Raw genomic sequence first — 16,641 nt, 5'->3', positions numbered from 1 at the left:
TTGCTTGCCTCCTGGGGAACGCTCGTTACCCTTCTCCAATATTTTTATCTATAGGAGAGGCGAAAACTCTCTGGTATTTAAGCGTAACAACAAAAGACACCTATACACTAGTATTTCCAATGTGTCCATAAGAACACTGATACAGTTTTTTTCTCACCCAGAATCCGCATGATGTAGTTTTGTTTTACACTTTCAAATGCGAGGTCGTGATTTAATCTTCATCAAGTTTTATTGATTAAGATAGTAAGGTGAGTTTAGCTGAAGATAAATTTTTTATTCGATGAGTATTTTTGAAGATGTGCTTTTACTTTTAGAAACAGAAAAGACCTCTTGTCTTAAAAGTTTTTTATCATAAGAAAGTAGATTACACAGAATGAGTATAAAAATTGCTTAATCAACAAAGGGAAGTACTTTGTTATTTTCTGCTTCTTTTTGACTTGTTTTTCTTCCGAACAGAATCAAGCAGACTAGGCTTCCCCCTAACATGAGGAAAATACCGATCCCTTCCTGTAGGGAGGGGAGGCTCCTTTCATAAAGATAGGATAAAATTAAACCAAAAATGGGTTCAAAGATCAATATGGCTCCTAAAAGCGCGGGGGATAGATGGAGGCTTGCCTTATTCCATGATAGAATGGCTCGAGATGAGGACAAGATCCCCATGGCCGAACATAGAAGGATAAAGAGTAACCGTTCGGATATAGGAGTATGAGTGATGAAATTCTGGGCTATGTGTGTAATATTCAGACAATCAAAAATGATAATCAAGGGCAGGCAGATAACCAAGGAAGATATTCCCAACATGGTGCACCATAGTTCTGGGGAAATGTTAGGATTTTTTAGCAAAAAGTCATAATTACAAATGATGTAAGCCACCCAGATGCCTGTAGAGAAGATGACACAGGCAAGGCCGAGGAAATAGTGTAGTGGGTTTGTTGCTGTTGTGGCATGGAACTCTGAGAGATTGGTGAGGACGACTCCTAAGAATATCACACAACTAATAGCGGAAAGTAGGCTATAGGAAAGCTCTTTTTTCTTTATATTTGAGTGGAAGAGAACGGCGATGGGTGCTAATCCGGCGATAATAATGGTGATTGCGGCTCCTACATAACGGATAGCTAGCGCTATGCCGAAATAGTACACTACGTTGACAAGGAAAGCCCAGAGGAAGCTTTGCCCCCAAATCTTCAAAGTGATATTTTTAAAGATATTTTGTCGTTTCCATAGAACAGGTATCAGAGAAAAAATCCCGAAAATGGTATAACGAGTTAAGACAATGTCAAGCTCTTGAAAAGATTCTAACAAATTAGGAATAACGAAGACGATTCCCCAGTAGAGGCACGCCAAAAGGCTGTGGAATAGCCCTAGAGCGAAATTCCGCGATTGTTTTGTTTGAGAATGATTAACAAACATAGGTGTCTTTGAAAAATAACGTAGTTGTACAGGAAATAAAATAAATATTTTACCAGAAACAACATTTTAATGGATTAAACACTTTATAATATTTGAGTGATTCTATTCCAAGTACTAATCCTTAGTTTATTTGTTATGAGAACAAAAATACTCGTTTACTCTGATGAGGGGGTTTCTCCTTATTACTTACGTCATCTGATGCGCTGGTTAAGGAATAGCCTCTCTACTGAAGAAAATCTAGACATTTGTCGAGTAAATGGGAACTTTCTTCTTTACGATCCTCTATGGGAACTCTCTGCGAAATTGTTAATTGTCCCTGGGGGTGCGGATCGTGCTTATCATAAGATCCTTCATGGTTTAGGAACAGCAAGAATTGATAATTATATTCGTGAGGGGGGCAGTTATCTAGGGATTTGTGCAGGAGCTTACTTTGCGTGTAGGCGCTTGAGTTTTAATGAGCCTGACGGTTCTCTTTATGAAGCAGATAGAGGATTGGGTTTTTTCCCTGGCAGAGCTGTAGGCCCAGCTTACGGGAAAGTATTTTCTTATACCAGTCCCATAGGTGTTCGTGCTTCCCCTCTACTTTTCTCTAATTTTCCTAGGCGTGGGTGGGCTTTATTTAATGGTGGCCCCTATTTTGAACATGCCGATACCTACCCAGACATTTGCATTGAAGCACGTTATGAGGATCTCCCTAACCAACCCGCCGCGATTATTTCCCGACGTTTAGAAAAAGGTTTGGTGGTCCTTTCTGGATTGCATATAGAGTATCTTCCTGAGTGCTGTCAAATGTCAGAGGAGAACGTTGTCGAGGCGCGCGAGCTTTTATCAGCAGATACTGCAGTGTTGCATCAGTACCGTACATCTCTTTTGTCACGCTTACTGCGTAATCCAACATTGACCGCTGTGTGACTTAAAGTTGTTCATCCGTATCCCCCTGAGAGGGTCTAGGAGTTGTTTCCTTGCAGAGGCTGCTGAGATCATGAACTTCCGACTGCGTTAGGTTGGCTACGATCATGAATTGTGTTTCCATGAAGCGCTCCCGATTCAGATTGAACCTGGAGTTTTCTGGGCTTCCTTGAGGATGAGAAAGGAGGCCAAATGGAGATGATTCTCTGGGGAATGATGCCGTGTCTTTCGTTACAAATATTTGCCAATAGTCTTCTGGAGATAGAATATAGACAGAAGTTTGCTTTGGATCTGAAGGTATGTTGCGTTCTGCACTTTGGTGAACTAAGAATTCTTGCATTTCATCAAAACTGGGAGTAGGAACGCTTTCTCTATGTCCAGGAACTAGGGGAGGGAAATCTCGCGTATTCAACATCGTGTGCAGAGGAGCTTGAGGTTGGAGAGATCGTAGTAGACCATAGGGAGATGCATACCTATCTGTTATAGGTGTTATAGAACCTTCTCTAGATCTATAAGCAAAAGGTATCGAGTTCTGTTGATGTTCTGCGGCTGGATGAAGAGGCGTCTCTGTTGTTCTGATTTGATGAACGATGGGAGTTTGGGGAGTCTGTGTATAACGCATTTGTTCAATGGCGCAGAGTAAAGCAAGAGTTTCCAACTGACGAGTTCTGGGGTCAGGATAGTCAGATTGCAATAATTGTAGCGTGATTATTTTGTTGTGAGTGACAGAGCTGTTTAAAGCGATATAGTAGTTTGTGAAGAACGTTTTAAAAATTTCATAAAGAACAGCATCCGCATTTTCCGTGCTATTGGGATGAGTCTCTACATTGGTTGTTACGAAATTTGGAATAACAGGGAGCACATAATCTAGATTGTCCAACTGTGTTCTTATGACGCGATTGTTATTCATTTCTTCGGGTAGATCGGTGTCAAGAACTTGATGTATGTAACAGCGTTATGGTTGTTGGGTAATGAAAGTCTCTGTTTCAAGTTCTTCAAAATCACATTCCGTGAAGACAAGACGAAACCCTATGTAATCTTTAGAGAGGACAACATATTCGTTTTGCCATGAAGAGAGGGCGCTTTGTAGCAAAAATAGAGGATTTTTTAAGAAAACGCGCTGCCACGCATCTCTATCTGTCATGAAATCGTTAGCTTTAACATGTGTGATATATTCTATTGTGTCTACACCTGATTCTCTAGATAGCTGTTGTTGTAATTCATCGGATAGTGTGTCTGATAGTTGAGGAGCTATAGAGATAGCGGGTAAATTGGCAACCGCGGGAGGTGACTCATCATGTGTCAGTTCTAAAATACGTGTTTTCTTACCATGGATATGAAAAACAATTTGCAGGAAGCATAGGATAGCAAGGACAGCTGAGACTAGTGCTGTGACGATGACAAGGATTGGCGGAGAGCAAGTTAAACTTAAAGAGGTAATGACAGCTGTAGAAAAAATTGCAGTTATGCTGATGAGGACACCCAAGACGGAGGAAGAGATAGGACACTTCACAGGAAGAAGATAACTTCCTTGAGACCCGTTTTCAGAAATCCTTTCTTGGGGGATATTACAGGCCACAGACCTTATTTCCTCTCTATGTCATGCGAACCTTAATAAAGAAAAAACTCCGGAGGATGGGTTCGAACCAACGACCAATGGATTAACAGTCCACTGCTCTACCGCTGAGCTACTCCGGAACACTAAAAAAAGACAATTTTAAGTGAAATAGCAAAAAAGTCAATAGGTTTTCTGTATAAATATGTTTTTGAGTTGGAGTGAGGTAAATTCGCACGCTTGGAAGTCACGGAGAAAGGCTAAGAGTTTTATTGTGTGTGCATTTTTAATGGAAGAAGAGTTCTCTGACAAACTCGACGATTTCATCTGTGGACTTTTTTGATGTTGTTGTAGTTTCGCCTTCTTCTTTTTGTGTGAAGATGGGATAGGCAGAGTTGAAGTAGTCATGTGATTGCTTAGATAGAGTTTTGACAATATCTCCGGGGATATTTACGTGGTAGAGGGTTTCTTCCACAGCTAGATAAAGAATGGAGGTGAGTGCTGTAGCTAGGTTAGGAAGAGAGTGATGTTTACTTATGTTGCTATGGAATTCCATGGAGGGCACAGCAAGATAGGGGATGTCTTTGTTGTTTGATTTTATGCCATGAATGCGGGTATTCACGAACAAGCAGCGTTTGATCAGCACAGGAATATCATCGAGTCTTGATGAGAAGGAGTATGACGAAGATAGGGCGCGATTTTCTTGGGCTTCTGGAGTGAAGTTTTTCCATAACAGCGACCAGTTGGTTTTTGAAGATTGGCTATCATATGGAAGTATAGTGAAGTTGGCTCCGTGGATGAGAAGATCGGATATTTCTATTTTTTTCGACAGAAGCATAGAAATAAGAGAGAAGCGTAGGTTTACATATTCGATTTCCATGGCATAGGGGAAACGTTCCGAAGGCATGGGGTTATGAATACATAAGTAACGGATTTTCATTCCTGAAGTTCTAGGGGAAACCCTTCCTACAGTTACTTGAGTATGTAATTTTGCAGATAACCAGTGCTCGACAATGCTTTCTTTACGAATCCAAAAGTAGGCAGCAATGCAGAATGCTAACAAAAATAAATTCTTTAAAAGTTTAAGCATGCATGATGAGATTGTGTTTATCTTAGTTTCTAACATAGATGAAGAAAGAAATATTACAAAATGAAAAAGGTCTCCCTTCCTCTTGAGATAGATGAAGGGAGACCTTGTAAGAATAGAGAAAAAGTTCTCTATATCGTGGATTAATAATCCATTCCTGCGCCTGGCATTGCTGGAACAGAAGAGGATTTTTCTTCAGGAATATCAGCAATTAAAGCTTCTGTTGTTAATAGAAGTCCAGCTACAGAAGCTGCACTTTCTAAAGCACAACGTGTTACTTTAGTTGGGTCAAGAATTCCTGCTTCGATCATATCAGTGTAAGCATCGCGCAAAGCATCGTAGCCTTCGTTAGAAGAGCGAGCAAGTACTTGCTGGCAGATGATAGCACCTTCTTTACCAGCATTTGCTGCGATTTGTTTTAAAGGAGCGGATAGAGCTTTAAGAACAATACGTGCTCCGATTTGCTCATCTTCATTTGTAAGAACTGGAATGAAAGCTTCTAAAGTAGGGATGCAGCGTACTAAAGCTGTACCACCACCTGGTAAGATTCCTTCTTCAACTGCAGCAAGAGTTGCGTGTTGAGCGTCATCTACTCTATCTTTTTTCTCTTTCATTTCAATTTCTGTAGCAGCTCCTACACGGATTACAGCTATGCCTCCGGAGAGTTTTGCCAACCGTTCTTGGAGTTTTTCTTTATCATAATCCGAGGTGCTGTCTTCGATTTGTTTTTTGATATTTTCGCATCGAGCTTCGATATCTTCTTTGTTTCCGAGGCCTTCAACAATTGTGGTATCTTCTTTAGAAACGATGACTTTCTTAGCTTTTCCTAGCATGGATAAAGTGGTGTTTTCCAGCTTCATACCCAGCTCTTCGCTGATCAATTGGCCACCGGTTAAGATAGCGATGTCTTCCAACATAGCTTTTCTTCTATCACCGAATCCAGGAGCTTTAACTGCGCACACTCTGAATCCTGCACGTAGTCTGTTGACGACTAAAGTTGCTAAAGCTTCGCCTTCGATATCTTCAGCAATAATTAATAGGGGACGTCCGGATTCTGCTACCTGTTGTAAAACTGGAAGGAAATCTTTAATTCCGGAAATTTTTTTGTCGTAGATAAGCACAAGAGCTTCTTCTAACACACATTCTTGTGTTTCAGGATTTGTAGTGAAGTAGCTAGAAAGATACCCGCGGTTGAAATTCATACCTTCAACAACATCGAGAACAGTTTCGAAACCTTTAGCTTCCTCAACAGTAATAGAGCCGTTTTTCCCCACTTTTTCCATGGCTTCGGCGATGAGATTACCAATTTCAGCATCATTGTTAGCAGAAATCGTCGCTACTTGAGCGATTTCTTTGTGATGCTGTACAGGTTTACTAATTTTTTTGATTTGATCTACAACGACTTTGACAGCTTTATCAATACCTCTTTTGAGGTCCATAGGATTGGCGCCTGCAGTCACATTTCTCAATCCTTCACTGTAGATAGCTTCAGCAAGAACAGTAGCTGTGGTAGTTCCGTCACCAGCTTTATCTGCAGTTTTGCTAGCAACTTCTTTCACCATTTGAGCTCCCATGTTCTCGTGTTTGTCTTCGAGCTCAATTTCTTTAGCGACAGTTACACCGTCTTTTGTAACTTGAGGAGAACCGAAGCTTTTATCGATAACCACATGACGTCCTTTAGGACCTAAGGTTACTTTTACAGCTTCTGCAAGAGTTTTCACTCCCTTGTGGATTTTTTTTCTGGCGTCTTCGTTATATTTAATATTTTTTGCTGCCATTGTTTTTTGTGCTCCTTAACTTTTTGCAATCTATAAATAATTATCAGTCTTACTTGAGAACTGCCATAACTTCGCTTTCTTGAACAATGACGTACTCCTCACCATCGATGGTAAGTTCTTGTCCCGCGTATTTATCTATTAAAACAGTATCACCTACTTTAACTTCAAAAGGTAGGACTTGACCGTCTTTATCACGCTTCCCTGTTCCTAGGGCTAGCACTTCTGCTCGGTCTTGTTTTTTCTTTGCTGTATCAGGTAAAATGATGCCGCCGCGCGGTGTAGAATCTTCTTCTTCTCTTTTCACTAAAATTCTATCACCCAGGGGCTTAATCCTAAGGGTCGTTGCTTGATCTGACATATTGTAAGCTCCTTGTGTTTCATATTCTAAGAGACTTTGCCGTTTCTCGAAAACGATAGCAGAGCCCCATGTTTTTGGCAATGATTTTAGCACTTAATAATATCAAGCGCCATTTTTTTTAGTTGTTTCAAATTAAAGATGATAGCTCCTGGATTTTTTTCTCGATAAAGCAAAAAGCTTTTTGGATTGGCTCAACTGTGCCCATATCTAATCCTGATTTTTTTAAGATTTCTAAGGGGAAATCTGATCCACCACTTTTTAAAAAGTTGAGATAGGAGTTAAGAGCGTTATCTTCGTTGTTAAGAATTTTTTCTAAAAAGCACAGGGCGGCTATAATGCCCGTTGCATATTGGTATACGTAGAAATTGTAATAGAAATGAGGAATTCTTGCCCATTCTATGTTCGACAGGACATCAAATGTGATAATTTCTCCGTAAAACTCATTTTGTAAATTCTTGTAAGTTGAGGATAGGTATTCTTCAGTTAGAGGAACCCCATGTTCTGCTGCGTGATGAATATCGTATTCAAAAGAGGCGAATAATACCTGACGGAATAGTGTAGAGAAGATGGTATCCAAACATCGTGTCAGAATGGTGATTTTCTCTTCTTTTGAGTCGCTCTCCTTCAGCATGGAATCCATAAGAAGCATTTCATTTAAGGTAGAAGCAATTTCAGCAAGGAAAATAGGATATTGAGCGTCATGGAAAGGTTGATGCTTCCTACTAAAATACGAGTGCATACTGTGTCCGCCTTCGTGGGCAATGACGGATACATCATACAGGGTGCCTGTATAGTTTAGGAGGACATAAGGGTGGCTATCGTAACATCCCGAAGAATAGGCTCCGGAGCGTTTATTAAGATTTTCGTATTTATCTACCCAGCCTTGAGTTGTTAACCCCTGTTTTAAGGTATCAATGTATTCCGTTCCTAGAGGAGAAAGGCTAGTATAGATAAGATCCACAGCTTCTTGGAACGTATATTTTTTCTCTTTGGACTGACTTAGGGGAGCATAAACATCATAAAAATGGAAATCTTTTAGATTTAAGCATCGTTGTTTGATGGAAAAGTACTTCGTGATTAGTGAAGAATTTTTCTTCACGATATCAATAAGGTTTGTGTACACGGTTGTCGGGATATTATTGTGGTATAGCGCGGCTTGTAAGCAGGAGTTATACCGTTTATTTTTTGCGTAAAATACATGGGCTTGGATTTTCCCATTGAGTAAGTTAGCAAAGGTATGTCGGTAACTATGATATCTTTCACATTGTGCTAGGTAGGATGTTTTTCGTAATTCCCGATCTGTGGATTGCATATACAATGAAGCCAGTGCATGAGAAAGCGGGTGAGAGTTTCCTTCTGAGTCTGTAGCTTGCCCAAAGGGAATTTCAGAGTCACTTAAAGAAGAAAATGCCTTACTGGCTACTTCAAGAGGAGTAAAGGCGGAAGCGAGAATTTTTTCTTCTCCAGGAGTGCCTGTGTGTATAGATAGTCTAAAGATTTTCTCTAAATAGAATCTATAAGGAGCTAAACAGGGAGCTGATAGGTGCTGAGCAATGAGAGATTCCGATAGGCTGGTTAAAGCGGGTTGTACCCAAGAGGTTTCTTCGGCAAATAAGGTATGTAGATGCGTGATAGATTTAAGATCTGCGATGCCTTCTTGATTTGTAATATCCTGATCATGAGTCAGATGAGCGTAAACGTAGAGTTTGTTTAATTTTCTCTCAATAGAGAAGAGAGTAGTTAATAAGGATAGTAGAGATTCTGAGTTGTCCAGTTGGTATTGCGTTGCTTGAAGAGCGGGCCACGTAGGTGAGCCGTCTGTTTTTAATCCGAAAGAATCAAGATCTGCTTTCCATGCTTTTCTATTTAGATATAAGGGGGTGATATCCCAACAATCTTGAGGGGAAATTTCACTTCTTGGACGGACTTGTTGCTTGTTGAATTCTACGCTCATGACAGTCTATAGATTTTTGAAATAGTAAAAAGAACTTACTATAAAATAAGTTCTAAGAAAAAGCCAAGAACGATCACGCGCATTGCTGTAGATTAAAATGGATTGTCCGTATCAATAAATGTTGAGGAAATTTGTAGGTGGGTTTGTAAGTCATGAGCAAGAGCTTTTGGTCCTATTTTTTCTGTTGCGGTATGTCCAAAAGCTAGAAAGTGCACATGATTTTCCATGGCAGTAGACCATGCGGGCTCATCAAAATTTCCCGTAATAAAGCAATCTACGTTGCAAAGAATCGCTTGAGATAGCTCTTTATAAGCGCCTCCAGAAATCAGTGCTGCAGAGGAAATGATTTCTTTTCCGCCAAGTACTTGAGCTTTTATTGGAGTTTGGTAGTAGTCGGATAAGTTTTTTATAAATAGTTTTATGGGCGTAGGAGAGAACGATCCTTGAACTCCAAGATGGGGAAGAAAACTCCCGAAGGGTTGAAGATGGGTCCATTGTAAATCATGAGCTACCTTCCAGTTGTTCCCAATCATGCGATGAGCATCCAGGGGGAGGTGATAGGCTAATAATTGTATGTCATGTTTGATCAAGTATTGTATTCGCTCATGGAGCATGCCTGTGATGGGATACGGCATGCCTTTCCAGAATAGGCCGTGATGCACAATCAAGACATTCGCTTCCATTTCAATCGTGGCGAGTATCGTGGACAAATCAGCGGTGACGCCAACGGCTATCTTCTGAATATCAGAATTTGGGCTACCTACTTGCAGTCCATTAGGACAGTAATCAGGAAATGTTTCCGGAGAGAGTAGATCGTTTAAGTAGACGAGAAGATCAGCAACTTTCATGTACGATAACAATAGTTATGAGAATTTATTTTTATTATTAATTCACAAATGAAAATTCCTGACAATCTTTACGCAGTGCTTAGGTTGCGGGGGGGCAGACGATGTAGTGAGTATTTGCGTTCTTGGATTTTTCAATTTATCATCGTTATTATATCCGTATTTTTTAACGACTTTGTTTGTTAATGATTTACATTATGGGTTGAGGAGGAATACTTGTTTAATTGAAATGTAGATTTACTAATTAATTGTCAATATACTGCTTCTGCCAATGTGTCAGGGCTTGTTATTTCACTTATTGTCCTCCCTTTGCTCAAGAGAAAATGATTCTTGATGGTTAAATTGATTAGGGAGAGGCATGACTTGCTTTAGTACTTCTTTTTGTTGTTCTCAATCATCTGTAGTTGATGATAGTTCACATACTTGTAATTCGCAGCGTTTATATAGATGTGTTTTAGCGATTTCTAACATTTGCTTCGCGATTCTTGCTCTTGTTTGCGGGGCTTTTCTTGTTAGTGGGACTTCTGCACCGATAGTGATTTTAGGTTTAGTTATTTCTTTAGTACTTTGTGGAGTGCTATTAGTAGTGAATGTCTATTATTCTAGGTGCTCTCATGCTGTCGTGTCGCAGATAGTGGATGGAGAAATAGATGCGGGTGGGGGGTCGGCGGCTCTAATCAAGAAATGATGGCAGGCTTAAATTCTGAGACCACTTTTACATTAGATTCTGATGCTATTGGAAACGTATTGGCAGAGGAGGTGCCTGTAGTTTTAGATAGAGTTGAGGACAAGTCGTTAGTAAGTGTTGCCGAGGCTGCGTCAGATTTTCATCTTGCTAGAGAGGAGTCTAGAGATGAGGAGTCAACTTCTATTTTAGATACTGCCTTTCAATTATCGTATTCTAGTACGGATGCCCCCTCTATTACAGAAGCAACTGGCGCCGTAGATTGTGATTTAGGTTTGTTGTTTGACCCTGCATCGGCCGTAGATACGGAAGCTACTTTTGATGCTGAGGGTGATGGCAGAGCAGAAGCATTCATTCCCGCTAGCTTTCACGGCGCAATTGGTAGACATTACCCTGAAATGATTCACCAATTGTGTGTTCAGGAGAATCTCACAATTCAAGAATTCCGTCTTCTTATAGAAGGACTCAATCAAGGAAACTCCATTGACAGTTACCCTAATCACCTAAAAATAAAGTTGCAGAATTTTTCCTTTCCCAATTTGCAAAGCACATGTGTTCATGCTGGATTACTCCCTCTGGATGATGTTTTATTAAAAGAATGTCCTTTTTACTTTATCAATAGATTGATTGCCAGGGGAGATAGGAAATTTCCTGAATCACAAGGATTATCTCCTGAAGTTTATTGGACAAACCGTAGGGGATTTGCGAGTTGTTATGATACAATCTTCACGCCTTTTGTTTGGGTTTTATCTCGAATAGTATCTAAAGAAGAATACCTCATGCTTCTTGACCATGCTGAGAATGAAACGTGGTCCCAAACTAAGGCTCTAATTGTTGAACTGCAAAGTCGTATGATCAGTTATATAGATAACGTGTATCAACCAAGTTTCTCATTGAAAAAATCTCATGTCAAATGGGAGACAAGGAAATCTAGTCCCTTCCTGCATTTATGTAAACACGGATTCAATTGGGAGCAGTTACAGTTATTTACAAAATTAGATAGTCGTTATATCGATTTTCTTTGCGAAATTGAATCGCAAAGTCGAGGGGGACATCTATGTAGGAGCATGATTGCCACTTCTAGGTATATCCAAGAAGCGGAAACGAGCTTTGATCCTCATGTGACATTACTTACATGGGAGGAATGGATAGAAGACTATCAGGATAGCTGTAGGAGAGATCAGAGATGGAGAGCCCATGAATCAACAGTCACATTGTTAAATCGTAGACGGGATGAACGAGAGCCTTTGGAAGCCATCACCATGGATCATGAATTGTTTGTCGGACAACCGTATTATGATTATGACCTGAATACAGGAGCTAGAAGGAAATCCGACTAGTGTGTTGCACAATGCACGAACAGAATTTTAGGAATGTATTCTTCAACTTGCTATGCAAACGTCGCAGAGGCTGGACACTATGACCTCCATTGAGAAGGAAGGATCCATTTTCTAACTCTGAGAAGACTGTTGTGTGAAACCATGTATTTTTTCCTTAGCATGGCCAACCTTACATTGCTATATGGTTAAGAGTCATTCAATTGTATTTCAGAGTTTGATTCTAGTTATTTTACACGTAAAAATTCCAAGATTTCTCCATTGTTTTTTGTTTCTAAACAGGCGTATATTTTCTCAAATGTATTTTTATTGGATAGTATAGCGTGCATCCTTTACAGTCACCTTCGCATTTGGGATCTAATGCTGCTGCGCTATTAGTAATACAAGAACGTAAGGCACAGACTTGTATTGCGGATAGTTTACGTAAACATGCTTTAGCTATAGGGAATAGTGTTTCTCTTGCTTTAGTTACTACTTTCGCAACTTTGATGATTTGTGGATTGACTCAGCCTATGATTATCCTGGGTTTGGTCATCTCTATCATTCTTTTAGGTGTCTCTTTCGGCTTATGGATTTATCGTAGGGATACGTTCAAGCTTAAACCCTCTATTCCGCAAGGTTTTGCTTCTATAATTCAACATGAATTCCCTTCGGTTATTCATGATTTCGTTGTTAGGGAAAGGGTATCTCTACAAGAGTTGCGTGCAGTGATATCGGGACTATCTTCTGGAGAGTTTGTGTTTCCATCACACAAGTGTCAAGAAAAGGTAGAGAAGTTTGGTCTTGAGCGTTTACAAACCGCTTGTGAGGGAAGACATCTTCCTGATTTAGAGAAATTATTATTAAAGAATTGTCCTTTGTACTTTCTGGGTAAGTTTATCGATTTGGGTTCTAGAGAGTTTCCTAGTGCCGAGGGCATGGAACCTGAAGTGTATTGGGTATGTCGTACAGGATTATCTAGTTGCTTAGATACTGCTTTTCATCATTATACTTGGCTTTTTGCTCGAGTAGTTACTGAATCTGAATACCAAAGTCTATTCAATCATGCTCACCACGGGACTTGGAATGAAGCGCAGCCTATAGTTGAAAGCATTCGTTCTCGACTTCTAGGTATTCTTCCCCATGAGTTTGTTGATAGTTTTCATGTTGATCGTGGTTGGGTGTCCTGTTGTTTAACTACCTACCCATTAGATTGGTTACTGTTCTTATGTAAACATGGTGTTTCTTGGGAGCAATTACAGTTACTTCAAGAGGTAGAATGTCAACATATGGTCTTCCTTTCTTTATTTAATGAGGAAAATGGAGGCATGAATTTGTCACGCCTTATGCTGGCTACATACCCGTATATGCATCAAGAAGGCCCTGAGTTTGATTCTTCTTGGCTTTACTCACTTGGGACGAGTGGATTCACGATTATAAGAAGAATAAAGAGAGCCCTATATGGCATTGTTATAACCAGACGCTATCCTTCTTCAACCAGAGAAGCACGAAAGGGCTTGTAGAGAGACGCAGTCTCTCTCATATTCCTATTTACTCTTTAAATCGCACGACAGGAGAAAGAACGCTGAATTAGCATCTTTTTCCCTCACGTTGCCTTTCTATATCTTCATCATCTTTTCTTCTCATTTTCTTGTATTCTTCATTTGAGTTTCATTGAGGAATAGCTTTAGAAGGGATCTGTTTTTTATTGTTTTTAATTTTGAATATAATTAAAAGCTTTCGGGCTTTGCTCTGTTTCTTAAAAATATCATCATAATAGGACATGTTATGAGTGTCGATAGTATCTCCCTAGATGAGCGTCTTCGGAGTTCTTTGATTTCTCCGAGTTTGAGAAGTAAAGAGCGTTGTCCGTTAGATAAGTTATCTCACCATGCTACGGCGATTATGAGTATAGTTTATTCTGTCTTTAGTGGCGTTTTCGTATTTTTACTTGCCTATGGATTTTCTCATCCCTTGATTATTCTCGGTATGGTGTTCTCTTTGTTGATTGTAAGCATAACAGCGATTTTGGTATTACGTCGTTGTTGGCATGAGTTCAACCATCCTCTTCCTTCAGGATTCCGCTCTGTATTGGAGAAAAACTATCCTTGAGTTATTTGTGATTTCGTTTTTGACAATCTACTCACTCTTAAAGAATTGCGAGCGCTACTCTTATGTTTGTCTTCGGGGAGTTTGGATATGTTGCCTGAGGATTGTAAGGAGAGAGTAACAGCCTTGGATTTTGAGCGTGTACAACTTGCTTGCCGTGGAGTGCAGATCCCTGATTTGGAAACTCTATTGCTAAGGAATTGTCCTTTATATTTCATAAATAAGTTTATACAGCTTGGTTCTAGAGAACTGCCTGCAGAAGAACAGATCGAGCCTGAGATATATTGGGTGAATCGTCTGGGGTTGTCCGATGTGAACCTCATAGCTTTCCATCCTTGTGTTTGGCTATTAGCTCACATTGTTTCTGAGGAAGAATACACAACATTATTAGAACATGCAAGATACTCGACTTGGCATAGAGTGCACGATCTTGTGCAATCGATACACTTGAGGATGAGGCAGTCATTAGAGGAAATGACCGAAGATGAGAACCGTACATGGTTATTAGAATCTCTAAATCAAGCTCCTACGGCATGGTTGTTGGCATTGTGTAAACACGGAGTTTCTTGGGCACAACTGCAGTTATTTAGAGATATAGATTGTAATTTGTCAATTTTTCTTCAAGCATTTGATCGGGCACGAGTTAGTGGGGTGCTTATGGAATTAATGCTTGTTGTTTCTCGCTACATTGATGAGGAGAACGTAGAACATTTCGATCCCCAAATTGCCTTGCTTACTTTGACTGAGTGGATGGACTACTATTATCGAGATGACCAGCGCATTTATGGTCTCCATAAAGGAGTGCTGCAATTTTTTAACAAACGTAGTAGGCATACATTACAAAAACGCAACCTTTCACGGGCGCATCTCAATTACTCTATCCTCAATAAAGATACGGGAGATAGGTTTCTCAAGTGGGTCGATGCACAATAGGTGCCTGTTAACTTCTCATTCATCTTCATAAATCGTCGATATTCATTAGCATTGTAGAAGTAGGGAGGTATCGAGTTCCCTATAGTGTCTGGAAACGAAATGCCGATGTGCTCAGTAGATAACGTCTTGGTAACACAGTCTTGATCTGATGTTTATAGGGTGTTGTGTTAGCTGCATGTGGGTTGAGAGACTTTCTCGTTAACTACAACGGCTAAATTCTTATTTAAGAATCTTCGTGACCACCAAGGTCAGTACTTAAATACATTTTCAGAAAAATAGATTTGGCATCGTGTTTTAGATTCATTATAGATAGGGATGGTATGGATTTTCTGTCTAAACTTTCTTATACAACTTGGGGAGATCTTCGCCAGGGGTGTGTTATGCTGTTGAGATTTTAGGGAAACCTGGCTGTGTATTTGATCTTTTTGTTAGAGAACATCCTCATTTGACCTCACAAAAACAATTATATTAGTATGATTTAGGTGGTTAGTTTTTGTGTGAAAATACGAAGACTTTCTAGCTAAAGGATAGAGAAAGGTAAAACACATAGAGGTGTTGTGAAAAAAGATCCCTATTTAGAAGTAAAAAAACAGTTAGCTCTTGAAGCGGCAAACTTGGTGGAGCCAGGAATGCTTTTGGGATTAGGGAGTGGCTCGACATCTAGAGAATTTATCAAAGCTGTTGCTCACAAGCATAAACAAGAAAATTTAGATATTCGTGCTGTGGCTTCTTCAAAAGAGTCGCATTCTCTAGCCAAGAGTCTAGGAATTCCTTTGGTTGATGACGAAGAGTTCACGGAAATAGATCTTGCTGTTGATGGTGCAGATGAAATCGATCCTCAATTGCGCATGATTAAAGGTGGAGGTGGAGCCATTTTTCGTGAGAAGATCTTATTACAATCCAGTCGGCGACGGTTGATACTTGCAGATGAAAGTAAACATGTGCAGGTTTTAGGGAAGTTTGGTCTTCCTATAGAAATTAGTCCTTTCGGTAGATCTTCTATTATTGCTACTTTGAAAAATTTGGGGTATCTAGGAAATTTAAGAAAAAATTCTCATGGAGGATTTTTTATCACCAATAACAGAAATTATATTTACGATATTCATACTCCAAATGTATATCCTCATCCCGAGGAAGACCTGCTGAAGCTGCTACAAATTCATGGTATTATTGAAGTCGGGTTTGTTATAGCGAGCGTTGAAGTATGGTTTGGTTATGCCAACGGTCAGATTGGTAAAAAGAACACCGGTAGAGTATGAGTATAGAAAAAGAGCTGCTCCAAGATACCCCTTTGGTTTTACTTAACTTTTATAAGTTAGTCAGCTTTTGTCATTACGCAGGAATAGTCTTAGGTACCGAAGAAAAAAAATTTGCGATATATGGGCATGTATCTATGGGGCAGGCTTTTCAAAATTCCGATCCCACGCACTTTGCTTTATCAAGACCATTGACCCATGATTTACTCAATTTTGTTTTTTCAGGTTTTGATATTCAGGTATTGCGTGTTGTGATTAGCGATTACAAGGATAACATTTTTTATACGCGTATGTTTTTAGAGCAAAAACAAGGGGATTCTCTCTATATTACCGATGTTGATGCCCGTCCGAGCGATAGCATCCCTTTAGCGCTGACACACAAAGTTCCTATTCTTTGTGTGAAGTCGGTGTTTGATGCTGCTGTAGCTTATGAAGAATAGAAGAAA

The 16,641-nt window shown here is 39.8% G+C and carries 13 protein-coding genes, 1 tRNA gene and 2 pseudogenes; 7 read left to right on the top strand and 9 right to left on the bottom strand.

The window, feature by feature from the left end; genetic code table 11:
• Positions 1 to 390: 390 nt before the first annotated feature.
• Complete coding sequence (locus CHAB577_RS03255; RefSeq protein WP_011097210.1) at positions 391 to 1,410, bottom strand: DMT family transporter; 1,020 nt, start codon at positions 1,408 to 1,410, stop codon at positions 391 to 393.
• 135 nt (positions 1,411 to 1,545) lie between these two features.
• Here CHAB577_RS03255 and CHAB577_RS03250 point away from each other — a divergent pair, with 135 nt between their 5' ends.
• Entirely contained in the window at positions 1,546 to 2,322 is a 777-nt protein-coding gene (locus CHAB577_RS03250) for a BPL-N domain-containing protein (protein WP_041461336.1), read from the top strand.
• A 1-nt stretch (position 2,323) separates the two neighbouring features.
• On the opposite strand, the gene CHAB577_RS05295 is transcribed toward CHAB577_RS03250, so the two are convergent.
• From CHAB577_RS05295 to CHAB577_RS03215, 8 genes are all read right to left on the bottom strand, one after another.
• The gene (locus CHAB577_RS05295; protein WP_011097208.1) at positions 2,324 to 3,229 is read right to left on the bottom strand and encodes a hypothetical protein; all 906 of its coding nucleotides are present in this window, start codon (positions 3,227 to 3,229) and stop codon (positions 2,324 to 2,326) included.
• A gap of 45 nt (positions 3,230 to 3,274) precedes the next feature.
• The gene (locus CHAB577_RS05290; protein WP_011097207.1) at positions 3,275 to 3,898 is read right to left on the bottom strand and encodes a hypothetical protein; all 624 of its coding nucleotides are present in this window, start codon (positions 3,896 to 3,898) and stop codon (positions 3,275 to 3,277) included.
• Between the two features lie 47 nt (positions 3,899 to 3,945).
• Positions 3,946 to 4,017 (bottom strand) — tRNA-Asn (locus tag CHAB577_RS03240).
• Positions 4,018 to 4,160: 143 nt separating this feature from the next.
• Positions 4,161 to 4,964, bottom strand: a complete 804-nt coding sequence (locus CHAB577_RS03235) for an AsmA family protein (RefSeq protein WP_041461335.1) — start codon at positions 4,962 to 4,964, stop codon at positions 4,161 to 4,163.
• 140 nt (positions 4,965 to 5,104) lie between these two features.
• Entirely contained in the window at positions 5,105 to 6,739 is a 1,635-nt protein-coding gene (gene groL, locus CHAB577_RS03230) for a chaperonin GroEL (RefSeq protein WP_011097205.1), read from the bottom strand.
• Positions 6,740 to 6,788: 49 nt separating this feature from the next.
• Positions 6,789 to 7,097 (bottom strand): co-chaperone GroES, encoded by a 309-nt coding sequence (locus tag CHAB577_RS03225; protein ID WP_011097204.1) that lies wholly within the window; start codon positions 7,095 to 7,097, stop codon positions 6,789 to 6,791.
• 127 nt (positions 7,098 to 7,224) lie between these two features.
• Positions 7,225 to 9,051 (bottom strand): oligoendopeptidase F, encoded by a 1,827-nt coding sequence (gene pepF, locus CHAB577_RS03220; protein WP_011097203.1) that lies wholly within the window; start codon positions 9,049 to 9,051, stop codon positions 7,225 to 7,227.
• A 92-nt stretch (positions 9,052 to 9,143) separates the two neighbouring features.
• On the bottom strand, positions 9,144 to 9,899 hold the full coding sequence (locus tag CHAB577_RS03215; protein ID WP_011097202.1) for a Nif3-like dinuclear metal center hexameric protein: 756 nt from the start codon (positions 9,897 to 9,899) through the stop codon (positions 9,144 to 9,146).
• 355 nt (positions 9,900 to 10,254) lie between these two features.
• Between CHAB577_RS03215 and CHAB577_RS05285 the strand changes: the two genes are divergently transcribed.
• The 6 genes and pseudogenes from CHAB577_RS05285 (at position 10,255) to CHAB577_RS03190 (ending at position 16,635) form a co-directional block, all read left to right on the top strand.
• Complete coding sequence (locus tag CHAB577_RS05285; RefSeq protein ID WP_231908336.1) at positions 10,255 to 10,584, top strand: hypothetical protein; 330 nt, start codon at positions 10,255 to 10,257, stop codon at positions 10,582 to 10,584.
• Positions 10,581 to 11,921 carry a DUF1389 domain-containing protein gene (locus CHAB577_RS03210; protein ID WP_232500305.1) on the top strand — a complete coding sequence of 447 codons (1,341 nt, stop codon included), beginning with the start codon at positions 10,581 to 10,583 and terminating at the stop codon, positions 11,919 to 11,921. The genes CHAB577_RS05285 and CHAB577_RS03210 overlap by 4 nt, the downstream gene beginning before the upstream one ends.
• A gap of 320 nt (positions 11,922 to 12,241) precedes the next feature.
• Positions 12,242 to 13,491, top strand: a pseudogene (locus CHAB577_RS03205) (DUF1389 domain-containing protein).
• Between the two features lie 194 nt (positions 13,492 to 13,685).
• Positions 13,686 to 14,939: pseudogene (locus tag CHAB577_RS03200) on the top strand (DUF1389 domain-containing protein).
• A 557-nt stretch (positions 14,940 to 15,496) separates the two neighbouring features.
• Positions 15,497 to 16,198 carry a ribose 5-phosphate isomerase A gene (gene rpiA / locus CHAB577_RS03195; protein ID WP_011097198.1) on the top strand — a complete coding sequence of 234 codons (702 nt, stop codon included), beginning with the start codon at positions 15,497 to 15,499 and terminating at the stop codon, positions 16,196 to 16,198.
• On the top strand, positions 16,195 to 16,635 hold the full coding sequence (locus CHAB577_RS03190; protein WP_006344227.1) for a bifunctional nuclease family protein: 441 nt from the start codon (positions 16,195 to 16,197) through the stop codon (positions 16,633 to 16,635). Before rpiA ends, CHAB577_RS03190 begins: the two co-directional genes overlap by 4 nt.
• The last annotated feature ends 6 nt before the right edge of the window (positions 16,636 to 16,641 follow it).

This window comes from Chlamydia abortus, from assembly GCF_002895085.1.
Taxonomy (GTDB): domain Bacteria; phylum Chlamydiota; class Chlamydiia; order Chlamydiales; family Chlamydiaceae; genus Chlamydia; species Chlamydia abortus.
Note: the sequence above shows the minus strand (reverse complement) of the source record. Positions and strands in the feature narration are given on the sequence as shown.

Bases quoted from the DNA above. Each gene is read 5' to 3' on its own strand.
- CHAB577_RS03255 (WP_011097210.1), bottom strand. From the start codon at position 1,410: ATGTTTGTTAATCATTCTCAAACAAAACAATCGCGGAATTTCGCTCTA.
- CHAB577_RS03250 (WP_041461336.1), top strand. From the start codon at position 1,546: ATGAGAACAAAAATACTCGTTTACTCTGATGAGGGGGTTTCTCCTTAT.
- CHAB577_RS05295 (WP_011097208.1), bottom strand. From the start codon at position 3,229: ATGAATAACAATCGCGTCATAAGAACACAGTTGGACAATCTAGATTAT.
- CHAB577_RS03235 (WP_041461335.1), bottom strand. From the start codon at position 4,964: ATGCTTAAACTTTTAAAGAATTTATTTTTGTTAGCATTCTGCATTGCT.
- groL (WP_011097205.1), bottom strand. From the start codon at position 6,739: ATGGCAGCAAAAAATATTAAATATAACGAAGACGCCAGAAAAAAAATC.
- CHAB577_RS03225 (WP_011097204.1), bottom strand. From the start codon at position 7,097: ATGTCAGATCAAGCAACGACCCTTAGGATTAAGCCCCTGGGTGATAGA.
- pepF (WP_011097203.1), bottom strand. From the start codon at position 9,051: ATGAGCGTAGAATTCAACAAGCAACAAGTCCGTCCAAGAAGTGAAATT.
- CHAB577_RS03215 (WP_011097202.1), bottom strand. From the start codon at position 9,899: ATGAAAGTTGCTGATCTTCTCGTCTACTTAAACGATCTACTCTCTCCG.
- CHAB577_RS05285 (WP_231908336.1), top strand. From the start codon at position 10,255: ATGACTTGCTTTAGTACTTCTTTTTGTTGTTCTCAATCATCTGTAGTT.
- CHAB577_RS03210 (WP_232500305.1), top strand. From the start codon at position 10,581: ATGATGGCAGGCTTAAATTCTGAGACCACTTTTACATTAGATTCTGAT.
- CHAB577_RS03190 (WP_006344227.1), top strand. From the start codon at position 16,195: ATGAGTATAGAAAAAGAGCTGCTCCAAGATACCCCTTTGGTTTTACTT.